The 24,214-nt window shown below is 61.1% G+C and carries 21 protein-coding genes; 15 read left to right on the top strand and 6 right to left on the bottom strand.

Features of this window, described 5'->3' with window-relative positions; genetic code table 11:
• Nucleotides 1–186 precede the first annotated feature (186 nt).
• Nucleotides 187–1,110 carry a TIGR03571 family LLM class oxidoreductase gene (locus IB246_RS20015; protein ID WP_008028013.1) on the bottom strand — a complete coding sequence of 308 codons (924 nt, stop codon included), beginning with the start codon at nt 1,108–1,110 and terminating at the stop codon, nt 187–189.
• A 265-nt stretch (nt 1,111–1,375) separates the two neighbouring features.
• On the opposite strand from IB246_RS20015, the gene mrdA reads away from it, so the two are divergent.
• Nucleotides 1,376–3,268, top strand: coding sequence for a penicillin-binding protein 2 (gene mrdA / locus IB246_RS20020; RefSeq protein WP_008045061.1), 1,893 nt, complete (start codon nt 1,376–1,378; stop codon nt 3,266–3,268).
• Between the two features lie 12 nt (nt 3,269–3,280).
• Here the strand turns inward: mrdA and IB246_RS20025 are convergent, their stop codons facing one another.
• Entirely contained in the window at nt 3,281–4,237 is a 957-nt protein-coding gene (locus IB246_RS20025; protein ID WP_008028009.1) for a LysR family transcriptional regulator, read from the bottom strand.
• A 156-nt stretch (nt 4,238–4,393) separates the two neighbouring features.
• Between IB246_RS20025 and IB246_RS20030 the strand changes: the two genes are divergently transcribed.
• From IB246_RS20030 to IB246_RS20055, 6 genes are all read left to right on the top strand, one after another.
• Entirely contained in the window at nt 4,394–5,695 is a 1,302-nt protein-coding gene (locus IB246_RS20030; RefSeq protein ID WP_008028008.1) for an MFS transporter, read from the top strand.
• Nucleotides 5,692–6,447: a class II aldolase/adducin family protein gene (locus IB246_RS20035; RefSeq protein WP_008045063.1), complete on the top strand. Its 756-nt coding sequence runs from the start codon at nt 5,692–5,694 to the stop codon at nt 6,445–6,447. The genes IB246_RS20030 and IB246_RS20035 overlap by 4 nt, the downstream gene beginning before the upstream one ends.
• Nucleotides 6,444–7,373: a 2-hydroxyacid dehydrogenase gene (locus tag IB246_RS20040; RefSeq protein ID WP_008045065.1), complete on the top strand. Its 930-nt coding sequence runs from the start codon at nt 6,444–6,446 to the stop codon at nt 7,371–7,373. The genes IB246_RS20035 and IB246_RS20040 overlap by 4 nt, the downstream gene beginning before the upstream one ends.
• Nucleotides 7,374–7,492: 119 nt before the next feature.
• On the top strand, nt 7,493–8,872 hold the full coding sequence (locus IB246_RS20045) for an MFS transporter (protein WP_008028000.1): 1,380 nt from the start codon (nt 7,493–7,495) through the stop codon (nt 8,870–8,872).
• Nucleotides 8,873–8,890: 18 nt separating this feature from the next.
• On the top strand, nt 8,891–9,283 hold the full coding sequence (locus tag IB246_RS20050) for a RidA family protein (protein ID WP_008045069.1): 393 nt from the start codon (nt 8,891–8,893) through the stop codon (nt 9,281–9,283).
• The gene (locus IB246_RS20055; protein ID WP_008045071.1) at nt 9,276–9,887 is read left to right on the top strand and encodes an RraA family protein; all 612 of its coding nucleotides are present in this window, start codon (nt 9,276–9,278) and stop codon (nt 9,885–9,887) included. The genes IB246_RS20050 and IB246_RS20055 overlap by 8 nt, the downstream gene beginning before the upstream one ends.
• On the opposite strand, the gene IB246_RS20060 is transcribed toward IB246_RS20055, so the two are convergent.
• Entirely contained in the window at nt 9,884–10,816 is a 933-nt protein-coding gene (locus tag IB246_RS20060) for a LysR family transcriptional regulator (protein WP_008045073.1), read from the bottom strand. The two genes, IB246_RS20055 and IB246_RS20060, sit on opposite strands and share 4 nt — an antisense overlap.
• A 161-nt stretch (nt 10,817–10,977) precedes the next feature.
• Between IB246_RS20060 and IB246_RS20065 the strand changes: the two genes are divergently transcribed.
• The 7 genes from IB246_RS20065 (at nt 10,978) to IB246_RS20095 (ending at nt 20,672) form a co-directional block, all read left to right on the top strand.
• On the top strand, nt 10,978–12,288 hold the full coding sequence (locus tag IB246_RS20065) for an MFS transporter (protein ID WP_008045075.1): 1,311 nt from the start codon (nt 10,978–10,980) through the stop codon (nt 12,286–12,288).
• Nucleotides 12,289–12,426: 138 nt separating this feature from the next.
• Complete coding sequence (locus IB246_RS20070) at nt 12,427–13,656, top strand: Zn-dependent hydrolase (RefSeq protein WP_008045077.1); 1,230 nt, start codon at nt 12,427–12,429, stop codon at nt 13,654–13,656.
• 150 nt (nt 13,657–13,806) lie between these two features.
• Nucleotides 13,807–14,832 carry a histone deacetylase family protein gene (locus tag IB246_RS20075; protein ID WP_008045079.1) on the top strand — a complete coding sequence of 342 codons (1,026 nt, stop codon included), beginning with the start codon at nt 13,807–13,809 and terminating at the stop codon, nt 14,830–14,832.
• A 264-nt stretch (nt 14,833–15,096) separates the two neighbouring features.
• The gene (locus tag IB246_RS20080) at nt 15,097–17,001 is read left to right on the top strand and encodes a sigma-54-dependent Fis family transcriptional regulator (protein ID WP_008045082.1); all 1,905 of its coding nucleotides are present in this window, start codon (nt 15,097–15,099) and stop codon (nt 16,999–17,001) included.
• Nucleotides 17,001–18,719: an ABC transporter ATP-binding protein gene (locus IB246_RS20085; protein WP_008045084.1), complete on the top strand. Its 1,719-nt coding sequence runs from the start codon at nt 17,001–17,003 to the stop codon at nt 18,717–18,719. The genes IB246_RS20080 and IB246_RS20085 overlap by 1 nt, the downstream gene beginning before the upstream one ends.
• Entirely contained in the window at nt 18,709–19,386 is a 678-nt protein-coding gene (locus tag IB246_RS20090; protein ID WP_008045085.1) for a S8 family serine peptidase, read from the top strand. Before IB246_RS20085 ends, IB246_RS20090 begins: the two co-directional genes overlap by 11 nt.
• Entirely contained in the window at nt 19,383–20,672 is a 1,290-nt protein-coding gene (locus tag IB246_RS20095) for an NAD(P)/FAD-dependent oxidoreductase (RefSeq protein ID WP_008045087.1), read from the top strand. The genes IB246_RS20090 and IB246_RS20095 overlap by 4 nt, the downstream gene beginning before the upstream one ends.
• 112 nt (nt 20,673–20,784) lie before the next feature.
• Here the strand turns inward: IB246_RS20095 and IB246_RS20100 are convergent, their stop codons facing one another.
• Both IB246_RS20100 and IB246_RS20105 read right to left on the bottom strand, forming a co-directional pair.
• Complete coding sequence (locus IB246_RS20100) at nt 20,785–22,275, bottom strand: aldehyde dehydrogenase family protein (RefSeq protein ID WP_008039918.1); 1,491 nt, start codon at nt 22,273–22,275, stop codon at nt 20,785–20,787.
• Nucleotides 22,276–22,506: 231 nt separating this feature from the next.
• The gene (locus tag IB246_RS20105; RefSeq protein WP_008039920.1) at nt 22,507–23,229 is read right to left on the bottom strand and encodes a hypothetical protein; all 723 of its coding nucleotides are present in this window, start codon (nt 23,227–23,229) and stop codon (nt 22,507–22,509) included.
• A gap of 201 nt (nt 23,230–23,430) precedes the next feature.
• Here IB246_RS20105 and IB246_RS20110 point away from each other — a divergent pair, with 201 nt between their 5' ends.
• Nucleotides 23,431–23,685, top strand: coding sequence for a DUF1652 domain-containing protein (locus IB246_RS20110; RefSeq protein ID WP_008027970.1), 255 nt, complete (start codon nt 23,431–23,433; stop codon nt 23,683–23,685).
• Nucleotides 23,686–23,735: 50 nt separating this feature from the next.
• On the opposite strand, the gene IB246_RS20115 is transcribed toward IB246_RS20110, so the two are convergent.
• Nucleotides 23,736–24,092 carry a hypothetical protein gene (locus tag IB246_RS20115; RefSeq protein WP_008039921.1) on the bottom strand — a complete coding sequence of 119 codons (357 nt, stop codon included), beginning with the start codon at nt 24,090–24,092 and terminating at the stop codon, nt 23,736–23,738.
• Between the last annotated feature and the right edge of the window lie 122 nt (nt 24,093–24,214).

Consider the following 24,214-nt stretch of genomic DNA (forward strand, 5'->3'; position numbering starts at 1 on the left):
CCCGAACTCAGCAGTGAAACGATGCATCGCCGATGGTAGTGTGGGGTTTCCCCATGTGAGAGTAGGTCATCGTCAAGATTAAATTCCGAAACCCCAATTGCGAAAGCAGTTGGGGTTTTGTTTTGCCCGCAGGAAAGTGGCGAAAAAAGGGCAGCCACATTGGCGGCCCTTGAAGGCACTGCATTGTCAGTGGAACTTTGGCAGAACGTATTCAGCAATCTCTTCAATAACCTCGGCAACCGGGCGTTCGCTACGACGCACATGCAGGCCAACATGTTGTACCCCGGCTTCACGTAATGCTTGAAGCTCATCAATCAGCGCCAACCGCCCGCAAATGCCGCCGAAACGCACACGTCGCATCGGGGCGTGAGGATTGGCTGCCAGATCAAGGTGGACAAAGCTGATGTAAGGTTTATCCCCACCCACCTCGCGCCACAACCCGACCCGGCGCCGATGTTCATCTGGCGTACCCGGGTAGGCGAGCCAGCCATCCATGTGCTCACCAATCCATGCGGGTGATTGCTGACCAAGACCTGCCACCAATAATGGAGCCGCTTCATCTCGTTGCGGAAGCAAGTGCGCACCTTCAGGCAGGCGGCCTTCACCCTGGTCGCGCAATAACTCCACCGTGTCGCGAAAAATCTCTCCCCTCTGATCGTAATCGACCCCAAACAATGGATATTCCATAGGCCGGTCACCACTGGCCACGCCAAGCAGTAAACGCCCATCGCTCAACTCATCAACACTGTTTGCTGACTTCAAGGTGAGCCAAGGCTGACGCAATGGAAGTACAACCGCCGCCGTACCCAACATGATGTTGTCGGTGATTCCGGCCAGGTACCCAAGGTAGGAAAAGGTTTCGAAAACCTGTGCGGCATCGCCGAAATTCGGGTCGTAAACCGGTACATCGCGGACCCACAGAGCACGGAACCCAGCCTTGTCCGCCAGCCTCGCCATCGCTGCATGTTGCTTCAGATCCGGAACACCGAAAGGGCGGTCTTCGGCAATTCGTCGGCGCTGGCCGTCGCTGGACCAATCGTTATCCAGTGGCAGCTCCAGCCCAATGGAAAAACCGTTCGAACCGAGTAATCGCGTAAATCGTGGATGCATGAAATGACTCCAAAAAAGGGAATGACATGCACCCAGTATCCACAGGCCTATCTGCAAGAAAAATGCATGAATCGGAATATCAATTTTGAACAAATCGCACGAGTCAGAAAAAACCAACCGTCGTTTTGGCCCTCAAGGACAACCGTTAGAGGAAATCGCACTAAAGTGACCGCACGGTTTTTGGTATGGTGCAGCTCGTTTTTTAACGGACTGATTTCAAGCCTACGGATCGGCGCCCCTTTTTAGTTAAAGAGCAGCTGCAGAAATGCCCCAACCGATACCGATCAAGGACCACGAAAAAGAGACGCGCCTGGTCAACAAAAGACTGATGGCTTGCGCCTTGTTCGTTGTCGCTATCACCTGCGCACTGGTGGTGCGCATGTACGTGCTGCAAGTCGTCGAGTTTGACTATCACTCGACCATCTCCGAAAACAATCGCGTCCACGTATTGCCGATCACCCCCACGCGCGGATTGATCTACGACCGCAACGGCGTGGTCCTCGCCGACAACCGCCCCAGCTTCAACCTGACCATCACCCGCGAACGCGCCGCTGACGTCAAAGAAGAGCTGGACGAGGTGGTCAATCTCCTGCACCTGCCCGCTGAAGACCGGACGCTGTTCGACAAGGCGATGAAGCAGGCGCGCCACCCCTTTGTGCCCGTCACGCTGTTCTACGAACTCAGTGAAGAGCAAATCGCTGTACTCGCCGTCAACGAATTCCGCCTGCCAGGAATCGACGTAGAGCCGCAGTTCGTCCGCCATTACCCGATGGGCGCGCACTTCGCCCATTCCATCGGCTATGTCGGTCGAATCAACGAGAAAGAATCCAAGGCCCTGGACACTGTCGAATACCGCGGAACCCAATCCATCGGCAAAACCGGGATTGAAAAGTTTTATGAATCAGAATTGCACGGCCACGTCGGTTACGAAGAAGTCGAAACCAACGCCCAGGGTCGCGTGCTGCGAGTGCTCAAACACACCGATCCAGTACCCGGTAAAAACATCGTCCTGAGCCTCGACGTCAAACTTCAGGAAGCCGCCGAAGAAGCCTTGGGGGATCGTCGCGGTTCAGTGGTCGCGCTCGATCCATCGACCGGTGAAGTGCTGGCCATGGTCAGCAAGCCAAGCTTTGACCCGAACCTGTTCGTGACCGGGATCAGCTTCAAGGAGTACGCGGCACTGCATGACTCCATCGATCGGCCGCTGTTCAATCGCGTACTGCGCGGTCTTTATGCGCCCGGTTCGACCATCAAGCCTGAAGTGGCGATTGCCGGCCTGGATGCGGGTGTCGTGACCCCGCAGACCCGCGTCTTCGACCCGGGTTATTACCAGCTCCCGGACTTCGATCACAAGTACCGTAACTGGAACCACAGCGGCGACGGTTGGGTGGACATGGACGCGGCGATCATGCGCTCCAACGACACCTACTTCTACGACCTGGCGCACAAGCTGGGCATCGATCGCCTGCACGACTACATGGCGATGTTCGGGCTCGGCGAGAAGGTCTCGCTGGATATGTTCGAAGAGTCTGCCGGCTTGATGCCGTCTCAGGCCTGGAAGCGCGCCACGCGCCGTCAGGCGTGGTTCCCCGGCGAAACGGTGATCCTCGGCATCGGCCAGGGTTACATGCAGGTCACGCCGCTGCAGCTGGCTCAAGCCACTGCGCTGATCGCCAACAAAGGTGTCTGGAACCGTCCGCACCTGGCCAAGACCGTGGACGGTGTGACGCCAGTGGATGAGCATCCGATGCCAAACATCCTGTTGAAAGACCCGCGTGACTGGGAGCAGGTCAACCACGGCATGCAAATGGTCATGCACGACGCTCGCGGGATCGCCCGAGCGGCGGCCCAAGGTGCCCAATATCGCATCGCCGGGAAAAGTGGTACCGCGCAAGTGGTCGCGATCAAACAGGGCGAGCGCTACAACCGGGCGAAAACCCTGGAGCGGAACCGCGACAACGCCTTGTTTGTCGGCTTCGCGCCAGCCGAGCACCCGAAGATTGTCATCTCGGTGATGATCGAAAACGGCGAGGCCGGCGGTCGCGTCGCCGGGCCTGTGGTGCGACAGATCATGGACGCCTGGTTACTCGATCAGGACGGCCACCTGAAGCCGCAATACGCCACGCCGAGCAAACCGCCTGGCGATCCTCACGTTTAACCGATCAAGGCTTCACAGCACAGGCTCACGAATGCTGAGCATGTGCTGGAAGCTTTCGAGGAACACGGTTTCCGCCTGACTCATCTTCTGCTCACGATTCCACAGCAGCTGAATATCAAAATCCACCACCCCATCCTCCGGCGGCAACCGCCACAGCAACCCTTGCTCGACATCCCTTTTCACCAAATGCGTCGGCAGGCAGCCAATCCCGTAACCTGCGCAAATCAATCGGTAAATCTCTTCGAAGCTCGTCGATGAAGCAACGATCTTGCCGGTAAAACCCTGCTGGTCGCGAAACAGCGTCAGAGGTGAAAGATTACCGCCGAGCTGGTCGCTGGTGAAACTGACGAAGTTTTCTGCGGCGAGCTGTTCCAGCGTCAGATTCTCTTGTCCGAACAGCCGATGACGCTGCCCGCAAAAATACGCATAACGCTCGCGGAACAGCACCCGCTGTTCCAGCCGCGGCTGCGGTAAACGACACAGGCCGACGCCAATGGTCGCGGTCTTCTGCAGCAACGAACTGATGATGTTCGAGCTGCCCATCACTTCGACTTCCAGCTCGATTTTCGGGTGGGTTTCATGGAAATCGGCGAGGAACTCGTCGTAATGCCGCGCCTGCACACCGCTGACGGTGAGAATGCGGATCTTGCCCACCACGTCATCGTGACGACTCTCCACCACGGTGCCCAATCGCGAAATATCGCCGTAGATATCCGTCGCAATGCGCAGGACTTCTTCCCCGGTTTCCGTCAGGTCAAACCGTCTCCCGCTACGGGCAATCAACACACATTCCAGTTGTTCTTCCAGCCGTTTCAACGCTTGGCTGACGGCTGACTGCGTGATGTGCAACCGCGCTGCGGCACGGCTCATGCTGCCTTCCTGGCCGATCACAAGGTAGGTGCGCAGCAGGTTCCAGTCGAGGCGATCATTCAGAAAACGTCGGCCCACCCAGGGGTTAGTGGAAGTCATGACAATCCCATGTAGTAGCAGTGCTAATAGTAAAGATAAGAATATGAAAATTGACTAATCCTGGCATGGAAGCGATAAAGCCCACAAGCGCCACAGAGCGCAACCGTAAACAGCCTTCAGTACCTGCCCAAAACTATAAATACACAGGGTCCTTGCATGCACACCACCGCACAGCCGCGTCGAGCGGCGGCCGCTGCCTTCATTGGCACGACCATCGAGTTCTACGACTTTTACATTTACGCCACAGCGGCAGCGTTGGTGCTTGGGCAAGTGTTCTTTCCCAGCAGCGACCCGGTGATGAGTACCCTGGCGGCTTTTGGCAGTTTCGCCGTCGGCTTCATCGCCCGTCCCATGGCCGGCATGGTTTTCGGACATCTGGGCGACCGTCTGGGCCGCAAGAAAATGTTGCTGGTGACGATGGCGCTGATGGGCGTGGCAACTGCCGGCATCGGTCTGTTACCGAGTTACGCCAGCGCCGGTATCTGGGCACCGATCGGCCTGATCGTGCTGCGTTTGATCCAGGGCATTTCCGTCGGAGGCGAGTGGGGCGGGGCCGTGTTGATGGCCAGCGAACACGCGCCAGCCAAGCGCAAAACCTTCTACGCATCATTCGCCCAACTCGGCAGCCCGGCCGGTTTGTTACTGGCGTTGATTGCTTTTCGCTTGGTGACATCACTCGAACCCGAAGACTTCCTGGCTTGGGGCTGGCGTCTGCCGTTCCTCGCCAGTGGTGTGCTGATGATGGTCGGCCTGATGATCCGCTCCGGCGTTCATGAGTCGCCGGAATTCGCCAAGGCGCGGGACAACAACGAGACCGCCAAATACCCGGTGAAAGACGTGATTCGCACGTGCTGGCGGCAGATCCTGTTCGCTGCCGCCGCAGTGACCATCGGCTCGGCCGGGTTCTTCTTCACCAACACTTTCATGATCACCTACGTCACCCAGTATCAGGGCATCGCACGCTCGACGATTCTCGATTGCCTGTTCCTGGTGACCGTCATTCAGTTGCTCTCGCAACCGCTTAGCGCACTGCTCGCCGAGCGCATCGGCGAAGGTCGTTTTCTCAAGCTCGTTGCGCTGCTGTGCATGGTCACGCCGTACCCGATGTTCTTGCTGGTGGGCACGCAAAACATTCTGTTGATGACCCTCGGCATCGCCCTCGCGGTAGTGATCCTTTCGGCGCTGTACGCGGTGATCGCCGGTTACATGACCCAGGCGTTCCCGGTGCACCTGCGCTACTCGGGCATTTCCATCGCTTACCAGTTGAGTTGTGCATTGGCTGGCGGCACCACGCCGCTGATCGGCACGCTGCTGGCGAGCAAGTTTTCCGGACAATGGCTGCCGTTGGCGGTGTTCTTCACCTTGCTTTCGGCCCTGTCCCTGATCGGTGTTTGCGGGCTGGCCCGCCTGCGCGCCAACCCGGTCGTCACCCACGCTGCTAAAGAGGTGTATTCGTGAGTAAACCTGAACACATCGGCCCGGTTGAATGGAAGGCCCGTTGCGAACTGGCTGCGCTGTATCGGCTGGTCGCGCACTTTCGCATGACCGATTTGATCGACACCCACATCACCCTGCGGATTCCAGGGCCTGAGCATCACTTTCTGATCAACCGCTATGGGGTGATTTTCGACCGCATGCGCGCCTCGGATCTGGTGCGCATCGATCAGGAAGGGCGAGTCGTCGACCCGCATTACGAAGGTCATCGGGTCAACGCCGCAGGGTTCGTCATTCATTCGGCGATCCACATGGCCCGTCCGGACCTGAATTGCGTGATCCATACCCACACCGCCGCCGGCATGGCCGTTGCGGCGCAGAAGCAGGGCCTGTTGCCGATCAGTCAGCACGCGCTGAAGTTCTACGGCAAATTGGCGTATCACACCTATGAAGGCATTGCGTTGTCGCTGGATGAGCGCGAGCGGTTGATTGCTGATCTGGGGCCGCACCGGGCAATGATCCTGCGCAATCACGGTTTGCTGGTCGGTGGCTCCGGCGTGGCTCAGGCGTTCCAGGAGATCCACTTTCTGGAGCGGGCCTGCCAGGCGCAGGTGGCGGCGCTGGCTGGCGGTTCCGCGTTGCATTACCCGTCGCCGGAAGTGTGTGCACACACCGCCGAGCAGTTTGACCGCGATGAGCAGGACAACATCATCGACCTGGCCTGGGAGGCCGCTTTAACTCTGATCGAATCCCAGCGCGAGTCCTATCTGTCATGAACACCGTGGTTTTGCTGTCCCGCGACACCTTGCTGCTCAAGCAACTGCAAGCCGCGTTCGCCCGCAGCGCGCCGCAGCTCACCACCGTGCTGGCGGATGATCCGCTGGCCAAAAATGCGCAGATTGCCGCGTGCTGGTTCCCTTTGCCGGGCAGCCTCGCCGCGTTACCGAACCTTCAGGTGATTCACTCGGTGGCGGCCGGCATTGATCACCTCGATCACGACCCGTCGTGCCCGGATCTGCCGGTGTGCCGGGTGGTCGATCCCGGCCACCGTCAGGGCATGACCGAATACGTACGCTGGGCGGTGATTCACTATCACCGTGGTTTCGATCATGTGCTGTTGCAGCAACAGGAGCAGCGCTGGGAGCGGCCGCTGCAACGGGCGGCGGGGCAATTCAAGGTGGGAGTGATGGGGCTGGGATCGCTGGGCAGCGCCATCGCTCAGGATCTGGCCGCTTCCGGTTACGACGTTCGTGGCTGGGCGCGCAGTGGCAAGTCGATAAACGGCGTCCAGACCTTCGCCGGTGCGGCAAACCTGAAACCATTTCTCGAGGGTGTGGAGTTGCTGATCAACTTGTTGCCGCTGACCAGCGAAACCCGCGGCATTCTTGGTCATTCAACTTTCGAACAATTGGCCAATGGCGCTGCGCTGGTGAATTGCGGCCGGGGCGGTCATCTCAATATCGACGACCTCGAACACGCCCTGAAACGAGGAAAACTGCGCGGCGCGCTGCTGGATGTTTTCGAGCAAGAACCACTGCCGGTTGATCACCGTCTCTGGACAATGCCCGGTGTGACGATTACGCCGCACATGGCTTCGGCAGCCTCCCACGACTGCATTGCCGAACAAGTTGCGGAGAACTTTCGCCGTTTAAATGCCGGCGAACCTTTATTGAATAACGCGGACCGATTACTGGGTTACTGAATATAAAAACTCGCCCACTCAGTTGGGCGATACATAACAACAATCCCTCACTCTCAAACGATTTACTGCCAGTCAAAACAATTAAATAAACGAGTTCTGAAGAATTCCTGGAGTCAGTGATGAGCGATCTATCGTCCGCAGAAAAGTCCGGTGCCCCGCCGGAAGTTGCAATCAGCATGAAAAAAGTTGCCGTGGCCAGTGTCATCGGCACCACGGTGGAATGGTACGACCTGTTTGTTTTCGCCACCGCGTCGGCGCTGGTCTTCAACAAGGTGTTCTTCCCGGACTTCGTGCCGCTGATCGGCACATTGCTGGCATTTGGCACCTTCGCTTCGGCGTATCTGGCGCGGATTGTCGGTGCGGCGTTGTTCGGGCACTTCGGTGATCGCTTGGGTCGCAAGTCAATGTTGTTGATTTCGCTGTTGACCATGGGCGCCGCCACGTTCGCGATCGGCTTGTTACCCAATTACGCGGCCATCGGGATATGGGCGCCGATCCTGTTGTTATTGCTGAGGGTGATTCAAGGCCTGGCGCTGGGTGGTGAGTGGGGCGGGGCGGTGTTGATGGCGGTGGAACATGCGCCGGCCAACAAGCGCGGCCTGTACGGTTCCTGGGTGCAGATCGGCGTCCCGGCCGGGACCATGATTGCCAACCTGGCGTTCCTGGTGATCGCCGCGTGGCTGTCGCCTGAGGACCTGTTGGCCTGGGGCTGGCGCATTCCGTTTCTGGCCAGCGTCTTGCTGATTGCCGTCGGTTTGTACATCCGCCTGAACATCGCCGAAACCCCGGCCTTCAACAAGGTCAAGGAAGCGGAAGTGCAGGTGAAAATGCCGCTGGCCGAAGTCTTTCGCAAGTACTGGAAGCAAGTGGTGCTCGGCGGTATTGCGACGATGTCGACCGGCGCGTCGTTCAACATCATCGTCGCGTTCGGCCTGACGTACGGCACGCAGAATCTCGGTTTCAGTCGCAGCGTGATGCTGGGCGTGGTGCTGCTGTCCTGTGCCTGGTGCATCGTCATGCTGCCGGTGTTCGGCGCGTTGTCGGACCGTTTCGGTCGCAAGCCGATCATTGTCGCCGGCATCGTTGCCGAGGCGTTGGTCGCGTTCCCGATGTTCTGGCTGATGGACACCAAGGAGCTGTCGCTGGTGATCTTCGGCTACTTGCTGTTGATGACCGCATTTGCCGCCAACTACGGGCCTATCGCGACTTTCCTGGCGGAGTTGTTCGGCACCCGCGTGCGTTATTCGGGACTGTCGATCAGCTACATGCTGTCCGGCCTGCTCGGCAGCGCCGCAACGCCCATCGTCACCACTGCGTTGCTCGCAGCGACCGGCAAAGGCTCGTCGGTGGCCTGGTACATGATCGGCGCGGCGCTGATTTCCTTGCTGGCGCTGTTGCTGCTGACCGAGACGTTCAAGCGCGACATCAGCGAAATCCCGGCGGCGGGTCCGGCTGCCGATCAACCCGTTCGCAAACCTTTCAAATCGGCTGCGGCCTGATTCATGGAGCTCAACAACATGCGCAGAATTCAATCCGCTCCGGGCTTCATCGGCCCGGTCGGGCCTTACTCTCAAGCGGTGGTCAGCGGCCATCTGGTGTTCACCGCCGGGCAGATTCCGGCCCAAAGCACACTCGATGAGCAGCCCGCGGACTTCACCGAACAGGTGCGGCAAACCTTGCGCAATCTCGAGGCGATCCTGATTGAAGCCGGTTCGGGTTTCAGCCACGTGATCAAGGTCAACGCGTACCTCACCGATCCGGCGCAACTGGAGCCGTTCAATGCGGTGTATCGCGAGTTTCTCGGCCATGCGCCGCCGGCGCGAACCACGGTGTGCGTGGCGCTTTGGGGCGTGTCGCTGGAAATCGACTGTGTGGCCGAGGTGATTGCCAGGGAGCCGCAGAATGGATGAGTCACAGTTGATCGAGCAGTTCAAAGCGGTGAGCTTTCCGACCCTTGGCCATTTTCTGGAGGCGGGTTTTGCCGACTCGCAACTGCGGGCGATGGTGCCCAACGTGAAACTGGTGGGCCGTGCGCTAACCCTGAAATTGGTGGGCGCCGATGCCATTGCCGTCAACCAGGCGTTGGCGCTGATAAAGCCGGGCGACGTGTTGGTTATCGACACCGATGGCGACTGGCAACACGCACCGGTCGGCGCGGTGACCAGTTGTGCCGCGAGTTGTGCCGGGGCGGCGGGCATCGTGGTCGACGGCGCCGTGACTGATTTGCTGGAGCTGCGTGAGGGCGGATTGCCGGTCTTCGCTCGCGGCACCAGCCTGCTGACCACCAAGCTGCACGGTCGCGGCGACAGCCAGATCAACCAGCCGATTCACTGCGCAGGCGTCACCGTGCAGCCGGGTGATCTGGTGCTGGCGGACGACAACGGCGTGCTGTTTCTCGATTGGCACACTGCGGCCGGTGTCATCGAGCAGGCGCTGGCGTCTGATCATGCCGAACCGCGCTTGCTCGAACGTTTGCGCGCCGGTGAACCGGTCGCGCAGGTGTTGCGGGTCTAAGCCGTCAGGCAGCGTTGCAGGCTCTCGATGAATATCGTCTCGGCCCGGCTCATGCGCTGCTCGCGGTTCCACAGCAAATGAATGTCCACGTCGGCAATCCCTTCGTGGGGCGGCAGGCGCCAGAGCAATCCGGCGTCGATGTCCGCCGCCACCACGTGCTCGGGCAAACAACCGATACCGAACCCGGCGATCACCAGTCGCCGCACTTCTTCCAGGCTCGGTGACGACGCCACGATGCGTCCACTGAAGCCCTGCTGATCGCGAAAAATCGTCAGCGGCGAGAGCATGCCGCCGATCTGGTCGCTGGTAAAACTGACGAAATTCTCCCGCTGCAAATCCCCTTGATCGACGTTCTGCTGGCCGAACATTGCATGATGCTTGCCGCAGAAAAACGCATAGCGCTGACGCAGGAACAACCGTTGTTCCAGGCGCGGTTGCGGGCGGCGATTGAGGCTCAGCCCCAGCGTCGCGGTTTTTTCCTGAAGCGCACTGACGATGTCGGAGCTGCGCATCACGTCCACCTCCAGATCGACCCGCGGGTGCTGCCGATGGAAGTCCGCGAGGAAGTCATCGAAGCGTTCCGAGTAGATCCGGCTGATGATCAGCAGGCGCACCTTGCCGATCACTTCGTCGGCCGGTTGCTCCAGCACGCTGCTGACCTGGGACATCTGCCCATAGATTTCCCCGGCCAGTGCGAAGATCTGCTCGCCGACTTCGGTCAGGGCAAAACGTGGACCGCGACGGGCGATCAGTTGGCGGCCGAGTTGTTCTTCCAGACGCTTCAATGCCTGGCTCACGGCGGGTTGTGTCAGGTGCAGGCGGGCGGCGGCGCGGCTGATGCTCAGCTCCTGGCCGATCACCCGAAAGGTGCGCAGCAGGTTCCAGTCCAGTCGGTCATTGAGCAGGCGTTGCACATCGCGTTCGACCATGTGGCTCTCGATTATAAGCTGTCGTAATACTGCGCATAATAAATAGAAAATTGACTAATCATAGCCTCGGGACGATAAATCACTCCCAGACAGGCGCCGTCAGAGTGCCTTGGATTTACTGCTTTTCTCCTGCCAAAAAAACAATCAATGGAGTCCGAACCATGAAGCCCCCAGCTTCTTCCCAGCCACGCCGTGCGGCAGCCGCAGCCTTCATCGGCACCATGATCGAGTGGTACGACTTTTACATTTACGCCACCGCCGCCGCGCTGGTGTTCGGTGCGCTGTTCTTCCCCTCCGACGACAAACTGTTCAGCACCATGGCCGCGTTCGGCACTTTCGCCGTGGGCTTCTTTGCGCGGCCGTTGGGCGGGATCATCTTCGGCCACATCGGTGACCGCATCGGGCGCAAGAAATCGCTGATCATCACCTTGCTGATGATGGGCGTGGTCACGGTCTGCATCGGTTTGCTGCCGACTTATGCACAGATCGGCGCCGCAGCGCCGGTACTGCTGATTCTGCTGCGCATCGTCCAGGGCATTGCCGTGGGTGGCGAGTGGGGCGGGGCGGTCTTGATGGCCGGCGAGCATGCGCCGAAAGGTCGCCGCAATTTCTTCGCGTCCTTTGCGCAACTTGGCAGCCCGGCCGGTTTGATCCTGTCGCTGCTGGCATTCAGCGCAGTCACCCGTTTGCCGGAAGAAGACCTGATGAGCTGGGGCTGGCGCTTGCCGTTCCTCGCCAGTTCGTTGCTGCTGCTGGTGGGGCTGGCGATTCGCCTGGGCGTGAACGAGTCACCGGAGTTCCTCGCCAGTCGCGAACTCGCCGCCAAGAGCACGCGTAAAGAGCAGGCGCCGGTCATGGAAGTCCTGCGCACCGCGTGGCGTCCGCTGTTGTTGTGCATCGGCGCCAACACCCTGGGGATTGCCGGGGTGTATTTCACCAATACCTTCATGATCGCCTACACCACCCAGCAACTGCAGTTGCCGCGCTCGCTGATCCTCGAGTGCCTGTTTGTGGTGGCGATCATTCAGTTCTGCATCCAGCCGCTGGCGGCGTGGCTCGCGGAAAAAATCGGCGCCACGCGTTTCCTGTGCCTGGTGTCGTTGTTGGCGATGGCTTCGCCGTACCCGATGTTCGTGCTGGTCAGCTCGGGCCAGGCACCGCTGATCATCCTTGGCATCGCGCTGGCAGTGGCGTGCATGGCGTCGTTCTACGCGGTGATCGCCGGGTACGTCAGCGGCATGTTCGAGACCCGCGTGCGCTACACGGCGATTTCGCTGGCGTATCAGATCTGTGGCGCCGTGGCCGGTGGTTTGACGCCGCTGATCGGCACGCTGCTGGCGCATAAATTCGCCGGTCAATGGTGGCCGATGGCGCTGTTCTACAGCCTGATTGCCGCGACTTCGCTGGTCTGCGTGCTGTCCCTTGCCCGTCGCCATGCCAACGCTGAACGCGTTGAGCTGGCCAACGCCTGACACCGATCAATTACGCACAACCGAACCTGTAGGAGCCGGCTTGCCGGCGATGGCGTCCGAAAGATTAGTGCATGTCTTGAAGGACCCATCGCCGGCAAGCCGGCTCCTACAGGGATTTGAATTGTCTTGGAGGATCTTATGTTGAAGATTAATGGCGAACGCCTGTGGGCGAGTCTGATGGCGATGGCCGAAATCGGCGCCACCGCCCGTGGCGGCAGTTGCCGACTGGCCTTGAGCGATGAAGACAAGGCCGGTCGTGAACTGTTTGCCCACTGGTGCCGCGAAGCCGGCATGACCCTGAGCGTGGACGCCATCGGCAACCTGTTCGCCCGCCGCGCCGGCACTGACCCGGACGCTGCGCCGGTGATGATGGGCAGCCATCTCGACACTCAGCCTGAAGGCGGACGCTTCGACGGCGTGTACGGTGTGCTCGCCGGCCTCGAAGTGGTGCGCTGCCTCAACGATCTCGGCATCCAGACCCGCAAGCCGCTGGAAGTGGCGGTGTGGACCAACGAAGAAGGCGCGCGCTTCACCCCGGCGATGTTCGGCTCGGCGGTGTTCACCGGCATCATGCAATTGGACGCGGCGCTGGCGGTGCGGGATGCCGACGGCATCAGCGTCGGTGATGAACTGAAGCGTACCGGCTATGCCGGCGAGCGTCCGTTGGGCGGCGCGGTGGATGCGTATTTTGAAGCTCACATCGAACAAGGCCCGATCCTTGAAGACAACGCCAAGAGCATCGGCGTGGTCAGCGGCGGCCAGGCGATTCGCTGGCTCGACGTGCGGGTCGAAGGCATGGCCGCTCACGCCGGCACCACGCCGATGCCCCTGCGCAAGGATGCACTGTACGGCGTGGCGCGGATGATTCAGGCGATTGAAAGTCTGGCCACCGATTTCGCCCCGGAGGGCCTGACCACCGTTGGTGAGTTGAGCATCAACAAGTCGTCGCGCAACACCATTCCCGGGTTGGTGAATTTTACCGTCGACCTGCGTCATCACCACGACGACGCCATCGATGCGATGGAGCAGCAAGTGCGCGCGCGGCTGCAGGCGATTGCCGACGGTCGCGGCCTCAACCTGACGATCACCCCGCACTGGATCAGCCCGGCGACACCGTTCGACGCAGACTGCGTGGCGGCGGTGCAGCACGCTGTGGATGCCCTGGGCTACGCTCAGCAATCGATTGTCAGCGGTGCCGGGCATGACGCGATTCACCTGGCGCGGTTCTGCCCGACGGCGATGGTGTTCATCCCGTGTGTCGGCGGCTTGAGTCATAACGAAGCCGAAGACGTTCTGCCGGAAGACGTGCGGCAAGGCACCGACGTGCTGCTCAACGCCGTGCTGTCCCGCGCCGGCAGAACTGAATAAACCCGATCCCTGTAGGAGCGAGGCTTGCCCGCGAAGGCGTCAGCACAACATCGACGTTTGACTGACACACCGCCTTCGCGGGCAAGCCTCGCTCCTACAGGAGGGTGCACTCGGATTCGAGAATTACGTTAACTGACAGGAATCAGGCCCATGCGCAGTTTTTTCCATCCCGAACAATTGCTTCACCATCCACGCAGCTATTACTCCCGCGGACAGATGCGCACGCCGCAGGAAGTGCCGGAGCGTGCGCAGCGACTGGTGCAGGCGTCTCGCTCGCTGGGTTTCAAAGTCGAGCAGCCGGTGGATGCCGGACTTGATCCGCTGCTGGCGGTGCACGGTGCGCCGTACCTGGCGTTTCTCCAGGAAGCGCATCAGCGCTGGAAGGAAATCCCGGAAGATTGGGGCGACGAAGTGATGTCGAATATCTTCGTCCGTGAGCCAAACGCTCTGCGCGGAATCCTGGCTCAGGCCGCACGTTATCTGGCGGATGGCAGTTGCCCGGTGGGCGAACAGACCTGGCGTTCGGCCTATTGGTCGGCGCAAAGCGCAGTGGCCGGCGCGCAGGCGTTGCTTGATGGCGAGCCGGCGGCTTATGCGTTGTGCCGTCCACCGGGGCATCACGCCCGGGCCGAAGCGGCCGGTGGTTTCTGCTATGTGAACAACGCGGCGGTGGCGGCTCAGGTGTTGCGCGGCGGGTTTGAACGCGTTGCGGTGCTCGACACCGACATGCACCACGGTCAGGGGATTCAGGAGATTTTCTACGACCGCGATGATGTGCTGTATGTCTCGGTGCATGGCGATCCGACCAACTTCTATCCGGGGGTTGCCGGGTTTGCGGATGAGCGCGGTGTCGGCGCGGGCGAGGGGTACAACCTGAATTTGCCGATGGCCCATGGTTCGAGTGAGGCGGACTTTCTTGGGCAACTGGAGGTGGCGCTGGCGGCGGTGAAGGATTTCGCTGCCGAGGTGTTGGTGCTGTCCCTGGGGTTCGACATTTTCGAGCTGGACCCGCAGAGCAAAGTGGCGGTGACGCGGGAAGGGTTTGCGCGGCTGGGTGAGCGGATTCGCAGCCTTGGGTTGCCGTGCCTGATTGTGCAGGAGGGTGGGTATCACCTGGAGAGTCTTGAGGACAATGCACGGGCGTTTTTTGTCGGGCCCGAGGTGTGGCGGATCTGAGTTGTGGGGTGCCTGGATGATCGCCTTCGCGGGCAAGTCGGGTCGCCGCACCGCTCGCTCCTACAGTGCCTGAGTTGACTCGCCTGTTTGTGGGCGACGCTGAACCTGTAGGAGCGAGCGGTGCGGCGACCCGACTTGCCCGCGAAGAACGATAACGCGGTACAACGGATGAAACACACTTGCCATCGCCCTGACGTTAACGTAAAGATTGCGGCAGGGCGCTGAACTTAAAAGAGCGCAGGGCGGACCGATCCGGAGCGCTTGATGACGCTAATAAAAACAACTTCCCCCAAGCTGCACCGTGAAGCCCGGCTGGCCCGGGAAAAACTCCATCTTGAGGGTGAAGTCCCCGATGGCGTGTTGCGGGCGGAAATCGATGCATCGTGGCGACGCAGCCTCAGCCATGGCGTGCATTTCAACAGCAAGCATGAACTGGCGCTGGAATCGAGCGCGAGCCTCGACGTGCTGCTGGCGAACAATCGCCTGCTGATCGACGCGGCATTGCCGGCGATCGATTACCTGGCCGACCGCCAGGGCAAGGAAGGCCTGATCATCCTCGCCAACTCCGACGCCACCATCCTCGCGGTCGAAGGCCGTGCCGATCGCCTCAAGGGCAGCGGCCTGCAAGACATCACCCTTGGCGCCTGCTGGAGCGAAGCCGCTCGCGGCACCAACGCGCTGGGCACCGCGCTGGTGGAAGCCCGGCCGACGATGATCGATTGCGGCGAGCATTACCTCGATCGCCTGACCGATTTCTCCTGCACCTCAGTGCCGATTTATTGCCCGCAAGGCGACATCCTCGGCGTCCTCGACCTGACCCGCGAAGGCCCGCTCGGCCGCGTTCACGACAGCACCGCGCTGTTGGCCATGGCGGTCAGCCAGATTGAAAGCCGGGTGTTCAACGCCAGTTTCCCCGACCAGATCGTGCTGGCGTTCCACAGCCGCCGGCAGTACCTCGAATCCCCTTGGCAGGGCTTGCTGGCGGTGAGCCTTGGCGGGCAGATTCTTGCGGTCAGCGCCCAGGCGTGTCAGTTGCTCCATGCCGAACGCTCGGCGCTGGTCGGTCGCCGTTGCGAAGAGTTTCTCGGCGTCGATGGCTTACAACTGTTGTCGCGTTTGCATCAGGGCGGCGTCGGCAGTTTGCAGACCGCCAAAGGTGAGTTCTTCTACAAAACCCTGCGTGCGCCGCAGCGCTCGATCAACGTCAGCACGCCGCCGCGCAGCCCGGCGAAAACCGCCAAACCTCAACCGGATCTCGACGCCCTGGCCGGCAGCAACGACCGTTATGCCCGCGCCTTGCGCATGGCCCGTCAGGGGCTGGCCAACGAGTTGCCGGTGTTGCTGCTCGGCGAAACCGGCACAGGCAAGGAAATGATCGCGCGCGCCTTGCACATGGCTGGCAGCCGCTGCGACAAGCCCTTTGTCGCGGTGAACTGCGCGGCGATCCCCGAAGGCCTGATCGAGTCGGAACTGTTCGGCTACCGCGAAGGTGCGTTCACCGGTTCCCGTCGCGGCGGCATGGTCGGGCGTCTGCAACAGGCCCATGGCGGCACGTTGTTTCTCGACGAAATCGGCGACATGCCACTGGCGTTGCAGGCGCGTCTGCTGCGCGTATTGCAGGACCGCAAGGTCGCGCCTTTGGGCGCCGGTGAAGAACAGGACATCGACGTCGCCCTGATCTGCGCGACCCACCGCGACCTCAAACGCCTGGTCGAAGAAAAACACTTCCGTGAAGACCTGTTCTATCGGGTCAACGGTATCAGCGTGATGCTGCCGGCCCTGCGCGAACGCGACGATTTCAACGCGCTGGTCGGTCGTCTGCTGGCCAGGCTAGATGCACCGGCCATGCTCCTGCATGACGACTTGAACCGCTTGCTCGCGGGTTACCACTGGCCGGGCAACATCCGCCAACTGGAAATGGTCTTGCGCACGGCGCTGGCCATGCGCGAACCGGGGGACACCGTCCTCACCCTCGATCACTTGCCCGACAGCATGCTCGACGAACTGAACGCCAGCGAGCGGCCGGCGTCCGGGAGCATTCGCGAAAACGAACTGGAGCTGATTCGCCAGTCCCTGGACAGCCATCAGGGCAACGTCTCGGCCGCCGCCGACGCCTTGGGCATCAGCCGCGCAACCTTGTACCGCAAGCTCAAACAGTTGCGTTCGTGATGCAGCGCCTGATCGTTCGGCTGATCGACAGCCAGAATCCCGAAGCCCTGCAAGCGGCGTTGCGCTGGCTCTACAGTTTTGTGCGCCCGCATCGTCTGGCGATTGCCGGACTGCTCGGTTTATCGGTCTGCGCCTCGTCGCTGGTGCTGGTGCAACCCTGGCTGACCAAGCTGTTGATCGACGATGGCTTGCTGGCGCGCAACTTCCCCATGCTGGTGCTGATCGCCGGGTTGATGATCGTCGCCGGGCTGCTCGGCACGGCGCTCTCGGGGATCAATCGTTACCTGCACACGCGGCTGTCCGGGCGGATTCTGTTCTCGCTGCGCGACGACCTTTATCGGCATTTGCAAACCCTGTCGCCGAGCTTCTACGGGCAACGGCGGATTGGCGACCTGATGTCGCGCCTCGATGGCGATGTTGCGGAGATCCAGCGCTTCGCCGTGGATTCGCTGTTCTCGGCAGTGTCGAGCGTGATCGGCCTGGTGGTCGCCGTGGCGATGTTGCTGACGTTGTCGTGGAAGTTGTCGCTGCTGGCGCTGGTGCTGATTCCTCTCGATGTGCTCTGGCTGCGCTGGATGCGGCGCAAGGTCGAGCGCGATGTGCGCCAGTTGCGCGAGCGTTCGGCGGACATGTCGTCGTTCATGGTCGAGACCCTGCCGGTGATGAAATTCATTCAGTCGGCCGGTCAGCAGCAACGTGAGTCGCGGCGTCTGGAGGCGTTGGGGCAGGGCTACATGAGTCAATTGCTGCGTCTTCAAGTCACCGAATTTTTCACCCAGGCGGTGCCGGGCACGCTGACCTCGCTGTCCCGTGCCTGTGCGTTTTTGATTGGCGGTTATTGGGTGGTGCAAGGGACGTGGCAACTCGGCGCGCTGATCGCATTTTCCACCTACCTGGGGATGGCGGTCGGACCGGTTCAAAGTCTGCTTGGTCTCTACGTGGCGATTCAGCGGATGACGGTCAGTCTGGGGCGCGTCATGGAATTGCGCGGTGAAGAACCGACCGTGCTGAGCCCCGTTGCACCCCAGCCAATGCCGACCTCCGGCGAATTGCGTTTCGACGACGTGCACTTCGGCCATCCCGGTCGGCCGAGCACCTTGCGCGGCATCGAAGCGCGGATTCCCTACGGATTGAAAGTCGCCCTGAGCGGCGGCTCCGGCGTCGGCAAATCAACGCTGATCGATTTGCTGCAACGGCATCACGATCCACAGTCCGGGCGGGTGCTGCTCGGCGAAGTCGACCTGCGGGAACTGGACCTGTTCCAGTTGCGCCGGCGGATTGCCGTGGTCAGTCAGGACATCGTGCTGTTTCGCGGCAGCCTCGCCGATAACCTGGCCTACGCGGTGCCCGACGCCAGCCGCGAAGCAATCGCCGACGTGGCGCGGCTGGCGCAACTCGACAGCCTGATCGCCTCTTTGCCCGAAGGCCTCGACAGTCCGTTGGGCGAACGCGGTCAGCAGTTGTCCGGCGGGCAGAAACAGCGCATCGCAATTGCCCGGGCACTGTTGCAGGACCCGCTGATTCTGGTGCTCGACGAAGCCACTTCGGCGGTGGATGAAGCCACCGAGCGCGAAGTGATCGAGGCCATCGACCGACTGTTTGCCGGACGCACGCGCATCCTCATCAGTCATCGCCCCTCGACCCTGGCCGATGCCGACCTGCGCTTTGAATTGCTCGACGGCGTGCTCACGTCGAAAACGGTGCAGCATGAAGTCTGAACTGCGAATCGGTGTAGTGGACAGCGGCCATTCGGCGGCGCAGCGGGTGCAGGTGATCGCCGGACGACGGTTCTCGTTGCTGGCGGACAGTCTGGCCGAAAGTGACTTGCGCGACGACCCGCTCGGCCACGGCAGTGCGGTGATCGAAGCCATCAGTCATCGGGCTCCTTCTGCGGTGTTCTGCGTGGCTCAGGTGTTCGACCAGCGTGGCGTCACCAGCGCTTTGCAGATCGCCACGGCGATTGACTGGCTGGTGGCGCAGGACGTACGGCTGATCAATCTGAGCCTCGGTTTGCGCCAGGACCGCAGTCTGTTGCGCGAAGCCTGCGCGGCAGCGGTAGCGCAAGGCATTCTGCTGTGTGCGTCGAGCCCGGCGCAGGGCGATGGCGTGTTCCCGGCGAATTATCCACAGGTGCTGCGGGTGACCGGCGATGCACGTTGCGCCGAACAGGAATGGTCATGGCTCAACAGCGCTCAGGCGGATTTCGCGGCGTGCGTGCACGGGACGTATCCGGGGCAGTCCGGTGCCAGTCTGGGCTGCGCGGCGTTGAGCGGGCACATTGCCGGGTTCCTCGTTTCACAGCCCGAGGCGAGCAACGAACAGATCATCGACTGGCTGCGCAAGAATGCCCGTTATCGCGGTCCTGAACGGCGCTTCGGAGCATGATCCTGATTCTGGGCGCGGGGCCAGCGGGGGCGGCGGTTGCCTTGGGCTTGCGGCGGCTCGGTTACCCCGTGACGCTGGTCAGCGAGTGGCGCCGGTTCGCTGCGCTGGAAGGCGTTTCGCTGCGGGTGCTGGAGGCCTTGCGCGGTGCCGGTCTGCATCAGGCGCTGGCGGATGCGGCGTTGCCGTCGCAGCGGCAGGTGTCGTGGAACGGTCAGCAGCATGCGCAAAACATCGAATTCCTGCTGGACCGCCCGAGCTTTGATCGAGGACTGCGCGAGGACCTGCGCCTGGCGGGCGTTGAGCTGATTGAAGGTCGGGTGCTGAGCGTTCAGACCTCGGCGGAGGGACATCGGGTCGAGATTGAAGGGCACGAAGCGCTGGTTGCCGATTTTCTGGTGGAGGCGCGCGGACGCCAGGCACCCGCACTCGGCAAGGGGCTGCGCGGGCCGGAGACGGTCAGCCTGCTCAATCGCTGGCAAGGCGCGCCGGGCAACACCGCCAGTGCCGTGGAAAGTCTTGCGGACGGCTGGGCGTGGATGGCGCGGCGGGCGGACGGTCAGTGTTATTGGCAATGGACGGTGGACGTCGCCAGCGCCGAGCTGCCGGGCAAGGCGCAGTTGCTCGATTACTGTCGCGGGCAGCGCCAGGGTTCCTCGTTGGCGCGTGAGTTTTTTGGTGTCGAACATGAGGTCGATCTACAGCTGCACGCCCGCAGCAGCACCGCGATTCTGAGCCCGCAGGTGTGCGGCGAAAACTGGATTCGGGTCGGCGATGCGGCGATGGCGGTCGACCCGCTGTCGGGCAATGGCATCTTTCAGTCCTTGTCCTCGGCGTTGCAGGCGCCGACGGTGATCAACACGTTGTTGCGAAAACCTGAGCGGTCGGCGTTGGCCCAGCGCTTTCATCAGCAGCGGGTAGAGCAGTTGTTTTTGCGTTTTGCGCGGATCGGGCGGGACTTTTATGCCGATGAGCAGCGTTGGCTGGATCAACCATTCTGGCAGGCGCGGCGGCAGTGGCCGGATGCCGAGGTGGCGCATGCCGAGGCGGATTTTGCCGCGCTGCGGATCGAGCGGGCGCCGGTGTTGAAGGATGGGTTTGTGGATGAGGCCGAGGTGGTGATTACAGCGGATCAGCCGTTGGGGATCTGGCATGTGCAGGGGGTTGAGTTGGCGCCGTTGGTGCGGCGGTTGCGCACTGAACCGGCGGAACAAGCTTTGGCCGGGTTGACGATGGAGCAAGGCAGGATGGTTCGCAGTTGGTTGTTGGGGCAGGGGTTCAAGCCCTGATATTTGTAGCGATTGGTCTGGCCTCTTCGCGGGCAAGCCTCGCTCCTACAGGTTTTCGTGCCCTTGTAGGAGCGAGGCTTGCCCGCGAAGACGGCCTAAAGGACGATAAAGATCAAAGCTTGATCAACACCGACTTCAACTCGGTGTAATGCTCAATCGCCGCATACCCCATCTCCCGCCCGACCCCCGACATCTTGTACCCGCCAAACGGCAGCGCCGGGTCCAGGGCGCTGTGGCAATTGACCCACACCGAACCGGATTTGATCCGCGGAATCATCCGGTGCACCGCCGCCAGATCATTCGACCAGATGCTCGCGCCAAGCCCGTAGGGACTGTCGTTGGCCATGCGCAACGCGTCGGCTTCATCATCAAATGGAATCGCCACCAGCACCGGCCCGAAGATCTCTTCCTGCACCAGCGAGTGCTTCTGGTCGACATCCACGATCACTGTCGGTTTGACGAAGAATCCCGGCCCGAATTGCTCACCGCCGCAGGCAATCGTCGCACCGCTTTCCCGACCTTTTTCGATGTACCCGTAAACCCGTTCCTGCTGGCGCGCCGAGATCAGCGGCCCCATCTCGACACTCGGGTCCAGCCCGTTGCCGAGCTTCATGGCGTTGGCAATGTCGGCGATGTCCGCCACCACATTGTCGAAATGCTTGCGCTGCACATACAGCCTCGAACCGGCACAGCAGACCTGGCCCTGGTTGAAGAAAATCGCGCTGGCAGCGCCTGCGGCGGCGGTCTTCAGGTCAGCGTCGGCCATGACGATGGTCGGCGATTTGCCGCCCAGTTCCAGGGTGACGCGGGTCATGGAATCCATGGCGATCTTGCCGATCTGCTTGCCGACGGCGGTGGAGCCGGTGAAGGTCAGCTTGTCCACCAGCGGGTTGTGGGTCAGCGCCGAACCGGCGGTGATGCCGGTGCCGGTGACCACGTTGAACACGCCTTCGGGGTAACCGGCTTCCAGCACCAGCTCAGCGAGTTTCAAGGCAGTCAGCGGGGTTTCGTCGGCGGGTTTGAGCACCACGGTGCAACCGGTGGCCAGGGCCGGGCCGAGTTTCCAGCAGGCCAGCAGCAGCGGGAAGTTCCAGGCGACGATGGCGCCGACCACGCCCACCGCTTCGCGACGAATGAAACTGTGGAACTGATCGTTTGGCATCAGCGGCAACGACACTTCCACGCTGGAGCCTTCGATCTTGGTCGCCCAACCGGCCATGTAGCGCAGGAAGTCGATGGACAGTTGCACGTCCATCACCTGGGCCACCGCCGCGCTCTTGCCGTTGTTCAGGCATTCCAGCTGCGCCAGCAGTTCGGCGTCGCGTTCCATCAGGTCGGCGAGTTTCCACAGCAAATTCTGCCGCTCGCGGGGGCGGGTGCGGGTCCAGGCGGAATCATCGAACGCCTGACGCGCCGCGAGCACCGCACGGTCAACGTCTTCGGGCGTGGCCCGCGGCACCACGCACAGCACTTCGCCGGTGGCCGGGTTGTGCAGTGGCATGGTCTGGCCGTCGGCAGCCTCGACCCAGTCGCCGCCGATAAGCATGCGCGGGGCGCGCTGGATGAACGCCGAGGTGGCGGGAAGCAGGTAGGGGAGCGTCATGGCGAGGCCTCTTGTTGTTCGTGAGAACGAGGCTTTCGCAATGGCTGTGCCAACTGTCCGGAAGGGCCGGATAGCCCTTTGGCGGCGGGCGTGGGATGTAATTCGGGGCCGTCGGGTTCCGCCGTGTTGTCGCAAATCGCGACGGCAGCTGAGATTCAAGAGACGGTTTTTTCAGCTCAGGCCAACGATGTGGCCTGAGCTGATTCGGGCACTCCGCGCCTGTTGTCGGAATCAGGCCGTCACGTCGATCTTATTGCGCTCGGCCAGCATCACCGTTTCCGTCTCCCGCGTCATCCGCTCGCCTTTACTCCACAACTGGGAAGAGAAGAAGCCGTTCAGGGTTTCAGCGTTTGGCACCGAGCCTTTCTTCAAGAACAGGGCACCCAGATCGATGGTGTTGGCGAAGTTTTCCTTGTTCAGGTTGTACCCGCCCACGTAGCTGCCGCCCCATACGGAGTCGGCGGCCACCAGGTCGATGGAGGCGTCGCGGTAACTGCTCGCTGCCGATTTCAGCGAACTGGAAGCATTCAGCAGATTGTTCAGCCGGTTCATATCGGAAGAACTGAGCTGGCCTGAACTGTTGAGGGCTTTGAGGCTTCCATCCGCTTGAATGGTGAAGCCGAATTTTTTGTCGGCGAGATCCGGATAGGCGTGGGCCAACGCTGACTGGAATTCTTCGAAGGAATATTTCAGCGATTGATGGGCATTTTTGTGCCGCTCGGCAACCTGCGGGAAGTCAGGTGACTGGGATCGGCCGACCCAGGTCTCGATCGATTCCATTGTCGGACTGGGTGCCGGGGCTTCGTCGCCTGGATGGTAAATCGCTGCCGGATTGATGTTGACCGCTGTTTTCTGCAGGTCTTCAGTCAGCGTTTTCGCGGTCAATGGTTGGCTGGACTGGCTGAGCTGAGCGGCCGATGGCTGGATCAAGGCTGCATTTAAAGAAATTGCCATGTCGTCATTCCCTTAACGTTTGGTGTAGCAGGTTATCGGCGCAAAGCGCGATAACTTGAGCGCCGATGACCACCCGTCGAGACGACGAGCAACCGGGTTGCGCCCTTGAGCCCCCTACTTTTGGGGAATAGAATTTTCAGGCTCGGTGGTGAAATGACGGAGCATTTCCCCTGCTATACATCTGGCGTAAGGGAGGTTGCGATGTTCCTTTCAACCCTGGAAATTCAAAGCATCATCGAACACAGTTTTCTACCCGCCGTCTGCACCTGCAACATGGAAGCGGACCAGTCCATGACGATCCGGGTCTGTGACTGCATGACGGGCAAAGTGGACCTGATCGCCACCCACGTTCCGGTGTGGACACTGGACAGTCCCCATGCCATCGCCACGCTGGTGGCGGACATGCGCCAGGAAATCGAGGCGCACAAGAGCATTCATCCCACCTATTCCATCTGAACCGGCGACAAGCCGCACCGTTGAAGGCCGGTGCGGCTCGCGTCAGGCAATCAGGCTGCTATTTTCCGGGAAATCTCGTCGAACGTGTTGCTATCAACGGCGGCCAGCAGCTTTTTGTCGTCTTTCAGCGTTGCCAGAAAGGTCACTTCGGTTTCTTTTCCGGCCAGCATGAAACCGGCAATCGCGCCGATGGGCCCCAGCAGCATGGCGCCGGCGACGCCAAAGCCGATGGCGTCCTTGATGTTGTTGATCGACTCTTCGTTGGCGACTTCCACGCTTTTGAACGAGGAGAGTGGCAGGGTGATGCCGGGCCACGGGTGAAGCGACGTTCTCAAGGTGAAAACGCCGTCTCTGTACTCTCCGTCACCCTGCAGAAAGTCCCCCGCCAGGACAGTGATGTTTGCCATTTCGTTATCCCCTGAACGGCAATTGGTGAACAACCATTTCGCCCCCGCACGGGACTGTCGTCAATCGCCGGGCGATGAGCTGTCCCGGTTAAGGCATCTATGCTTGTCTCAGACTGCAACAA

This window comes from Pseudomonas sp. PDM01, assembly GCF_014852325.1.
GTDB classification, from domain to species: domain Bacteria; phylum Pseudomonadota; class Gammaproteobacteria; order Pseudomonadales; family Pseudomonadaceae; genus Aquipseudomonas; species Aquipseudomonas migulae.

Bases quoted from the DNA above. Each gene is read 5' to 3' on its own strand.
- IB246_RS20090 (WP_008045085.1), top strand. From the start codon at position 18,709: ATGAAGTCTGAACTGCGAATCGGTGTAGTGGACAGCGGCCATTCGGCG.
- IB246_RS20040 (WP_008045065.1), top strand. From the start codon at position 6,444: ATGAACACCGTGGTTTTGCTGTCCCGCGACACCTTGCTGCTCAAGCAA.
- IB246_RS20115 (WP_008039921.1), bottom strand. From the start codon at position 24,092: ATGGCAAACATCACTGTCCTGGCGGGGGACTTTCTGCAGGGTGACGGA.
- IB246_RS20075 (WP_008045079.1), top strand. From the start codon at position 13,807: ATGCGCAGTTTTTTCCATCCCGAACAATTGCTTCACCATCCACGCAGC.
- IB246_RS20070 (WP_008045077.1), top strand. From the start codon at position 12,427: ATGTTGAAGATTAATGGCGAACGCCTGTGGGCGAGTCTGATGGCGATG.
- IB246_RS20055 (WP_008045071.1), top strand. From the start codon at position 9,276: ATGGATGAGTCACAGTTGATCGAGCAGTTCAAAGCGGTGAGCTTTCCG.
- IB246_RS20050 (WP_008045069.1), top strand. From the start codon at position 8,891: ATGCGCAGAATTCAATCCGCTCCGGGCTTCATCGGCCCGGTCGGGCCT.
- IB246_RS20030 (WP_008028008.1), top strand. From the start codon at position 4,394: ATGCACACCACCGCACAGCCGCGTCGAGCGGCGGCCGCTGCCTTCATT.
- IB246_RS20025 (WP_008028009.1), bottom strand. From the start codon at position 4,237: ATGACTTCCACTAACCCCTGGGTGGGCCGACGTTTTCTGAATGATCGC.
- IB246_RS20110 (WP_008027970.1), top strand. From the start codon at position 23,431: ATGTTCCTTTCAACCCTGGAAATTCAAAGCATCATCGAACACAGTTTT.
- mrdA (WP_008045061.1), top strand. From the start codon at position 1,376: ATGCCCCAACCGATACCGATCAAGGACCACGAAAAAGAGACGCGCCTG.
- IB246_RS20060 (WP_008045073.1), bottom strand. From the start codon at position 10,816: ATGGTCGAACGCGATGTGCAACGCCTGCTCAATGACCGACTGGACTGG.
- IB246_RS20095 (WP_008045087.1), top strand. From the start codon at position 19,383: ATGATCCTGATTCTGGGCGCGGGGCCAGCGGGGGCGGCGGTTGCCTTG.
- IB246_RS20100 (WP_008039918.1), bottom strand. From the start codon at position 22,275: ATGACGCTCCCCTACCTGCTTCCCGCCACCTCGGCGTTCATCCAGCGC.
- IB246_RS20085 (WP_008045084.1), top strand. From the start codon at position 17,001: ATGCAGCGCCTGATCGTTCGGCTGATCGACAGCCAGAATCCCGAAGCC.
- IB246_RS20015 (WP_008028013.1), bottom strand. From the start codon at position 1,110: ATGCATCCACGATTTACGCGATTACTCGGTTCGAACGGTTTTTCCATT.
- IB246_RS20105 (WP_008039920.1), bottom strand. From the start codon at position 23,229: ATGGCAATTTCTTTAAATGCAGCCTTGATCCAGCCATCGGCCGCTCAG.
- IB246_RS20065 (WP_008045075.1), top strand. From the start codon at position 10,978: ATGAAGCCCCCAGCTTCTTCCCAGCCACGCCGTGCGGCAGCCGCAGCC.
- IB246_RS20045 (WP_008028000.1), top strand. From the start codon at position 7,493: ATGAGCGATCTATCGTCCGCAGAAAAGTCCGGTGCCCCGCCGGAAGTT.
- IB246_RS20080 (WP_008045082.1), top strand. From the start codon at position 15,097: ATGACGCTAATAAAAACAACTTCCCCCAAGCTGCACCGTGAAGCCCGG.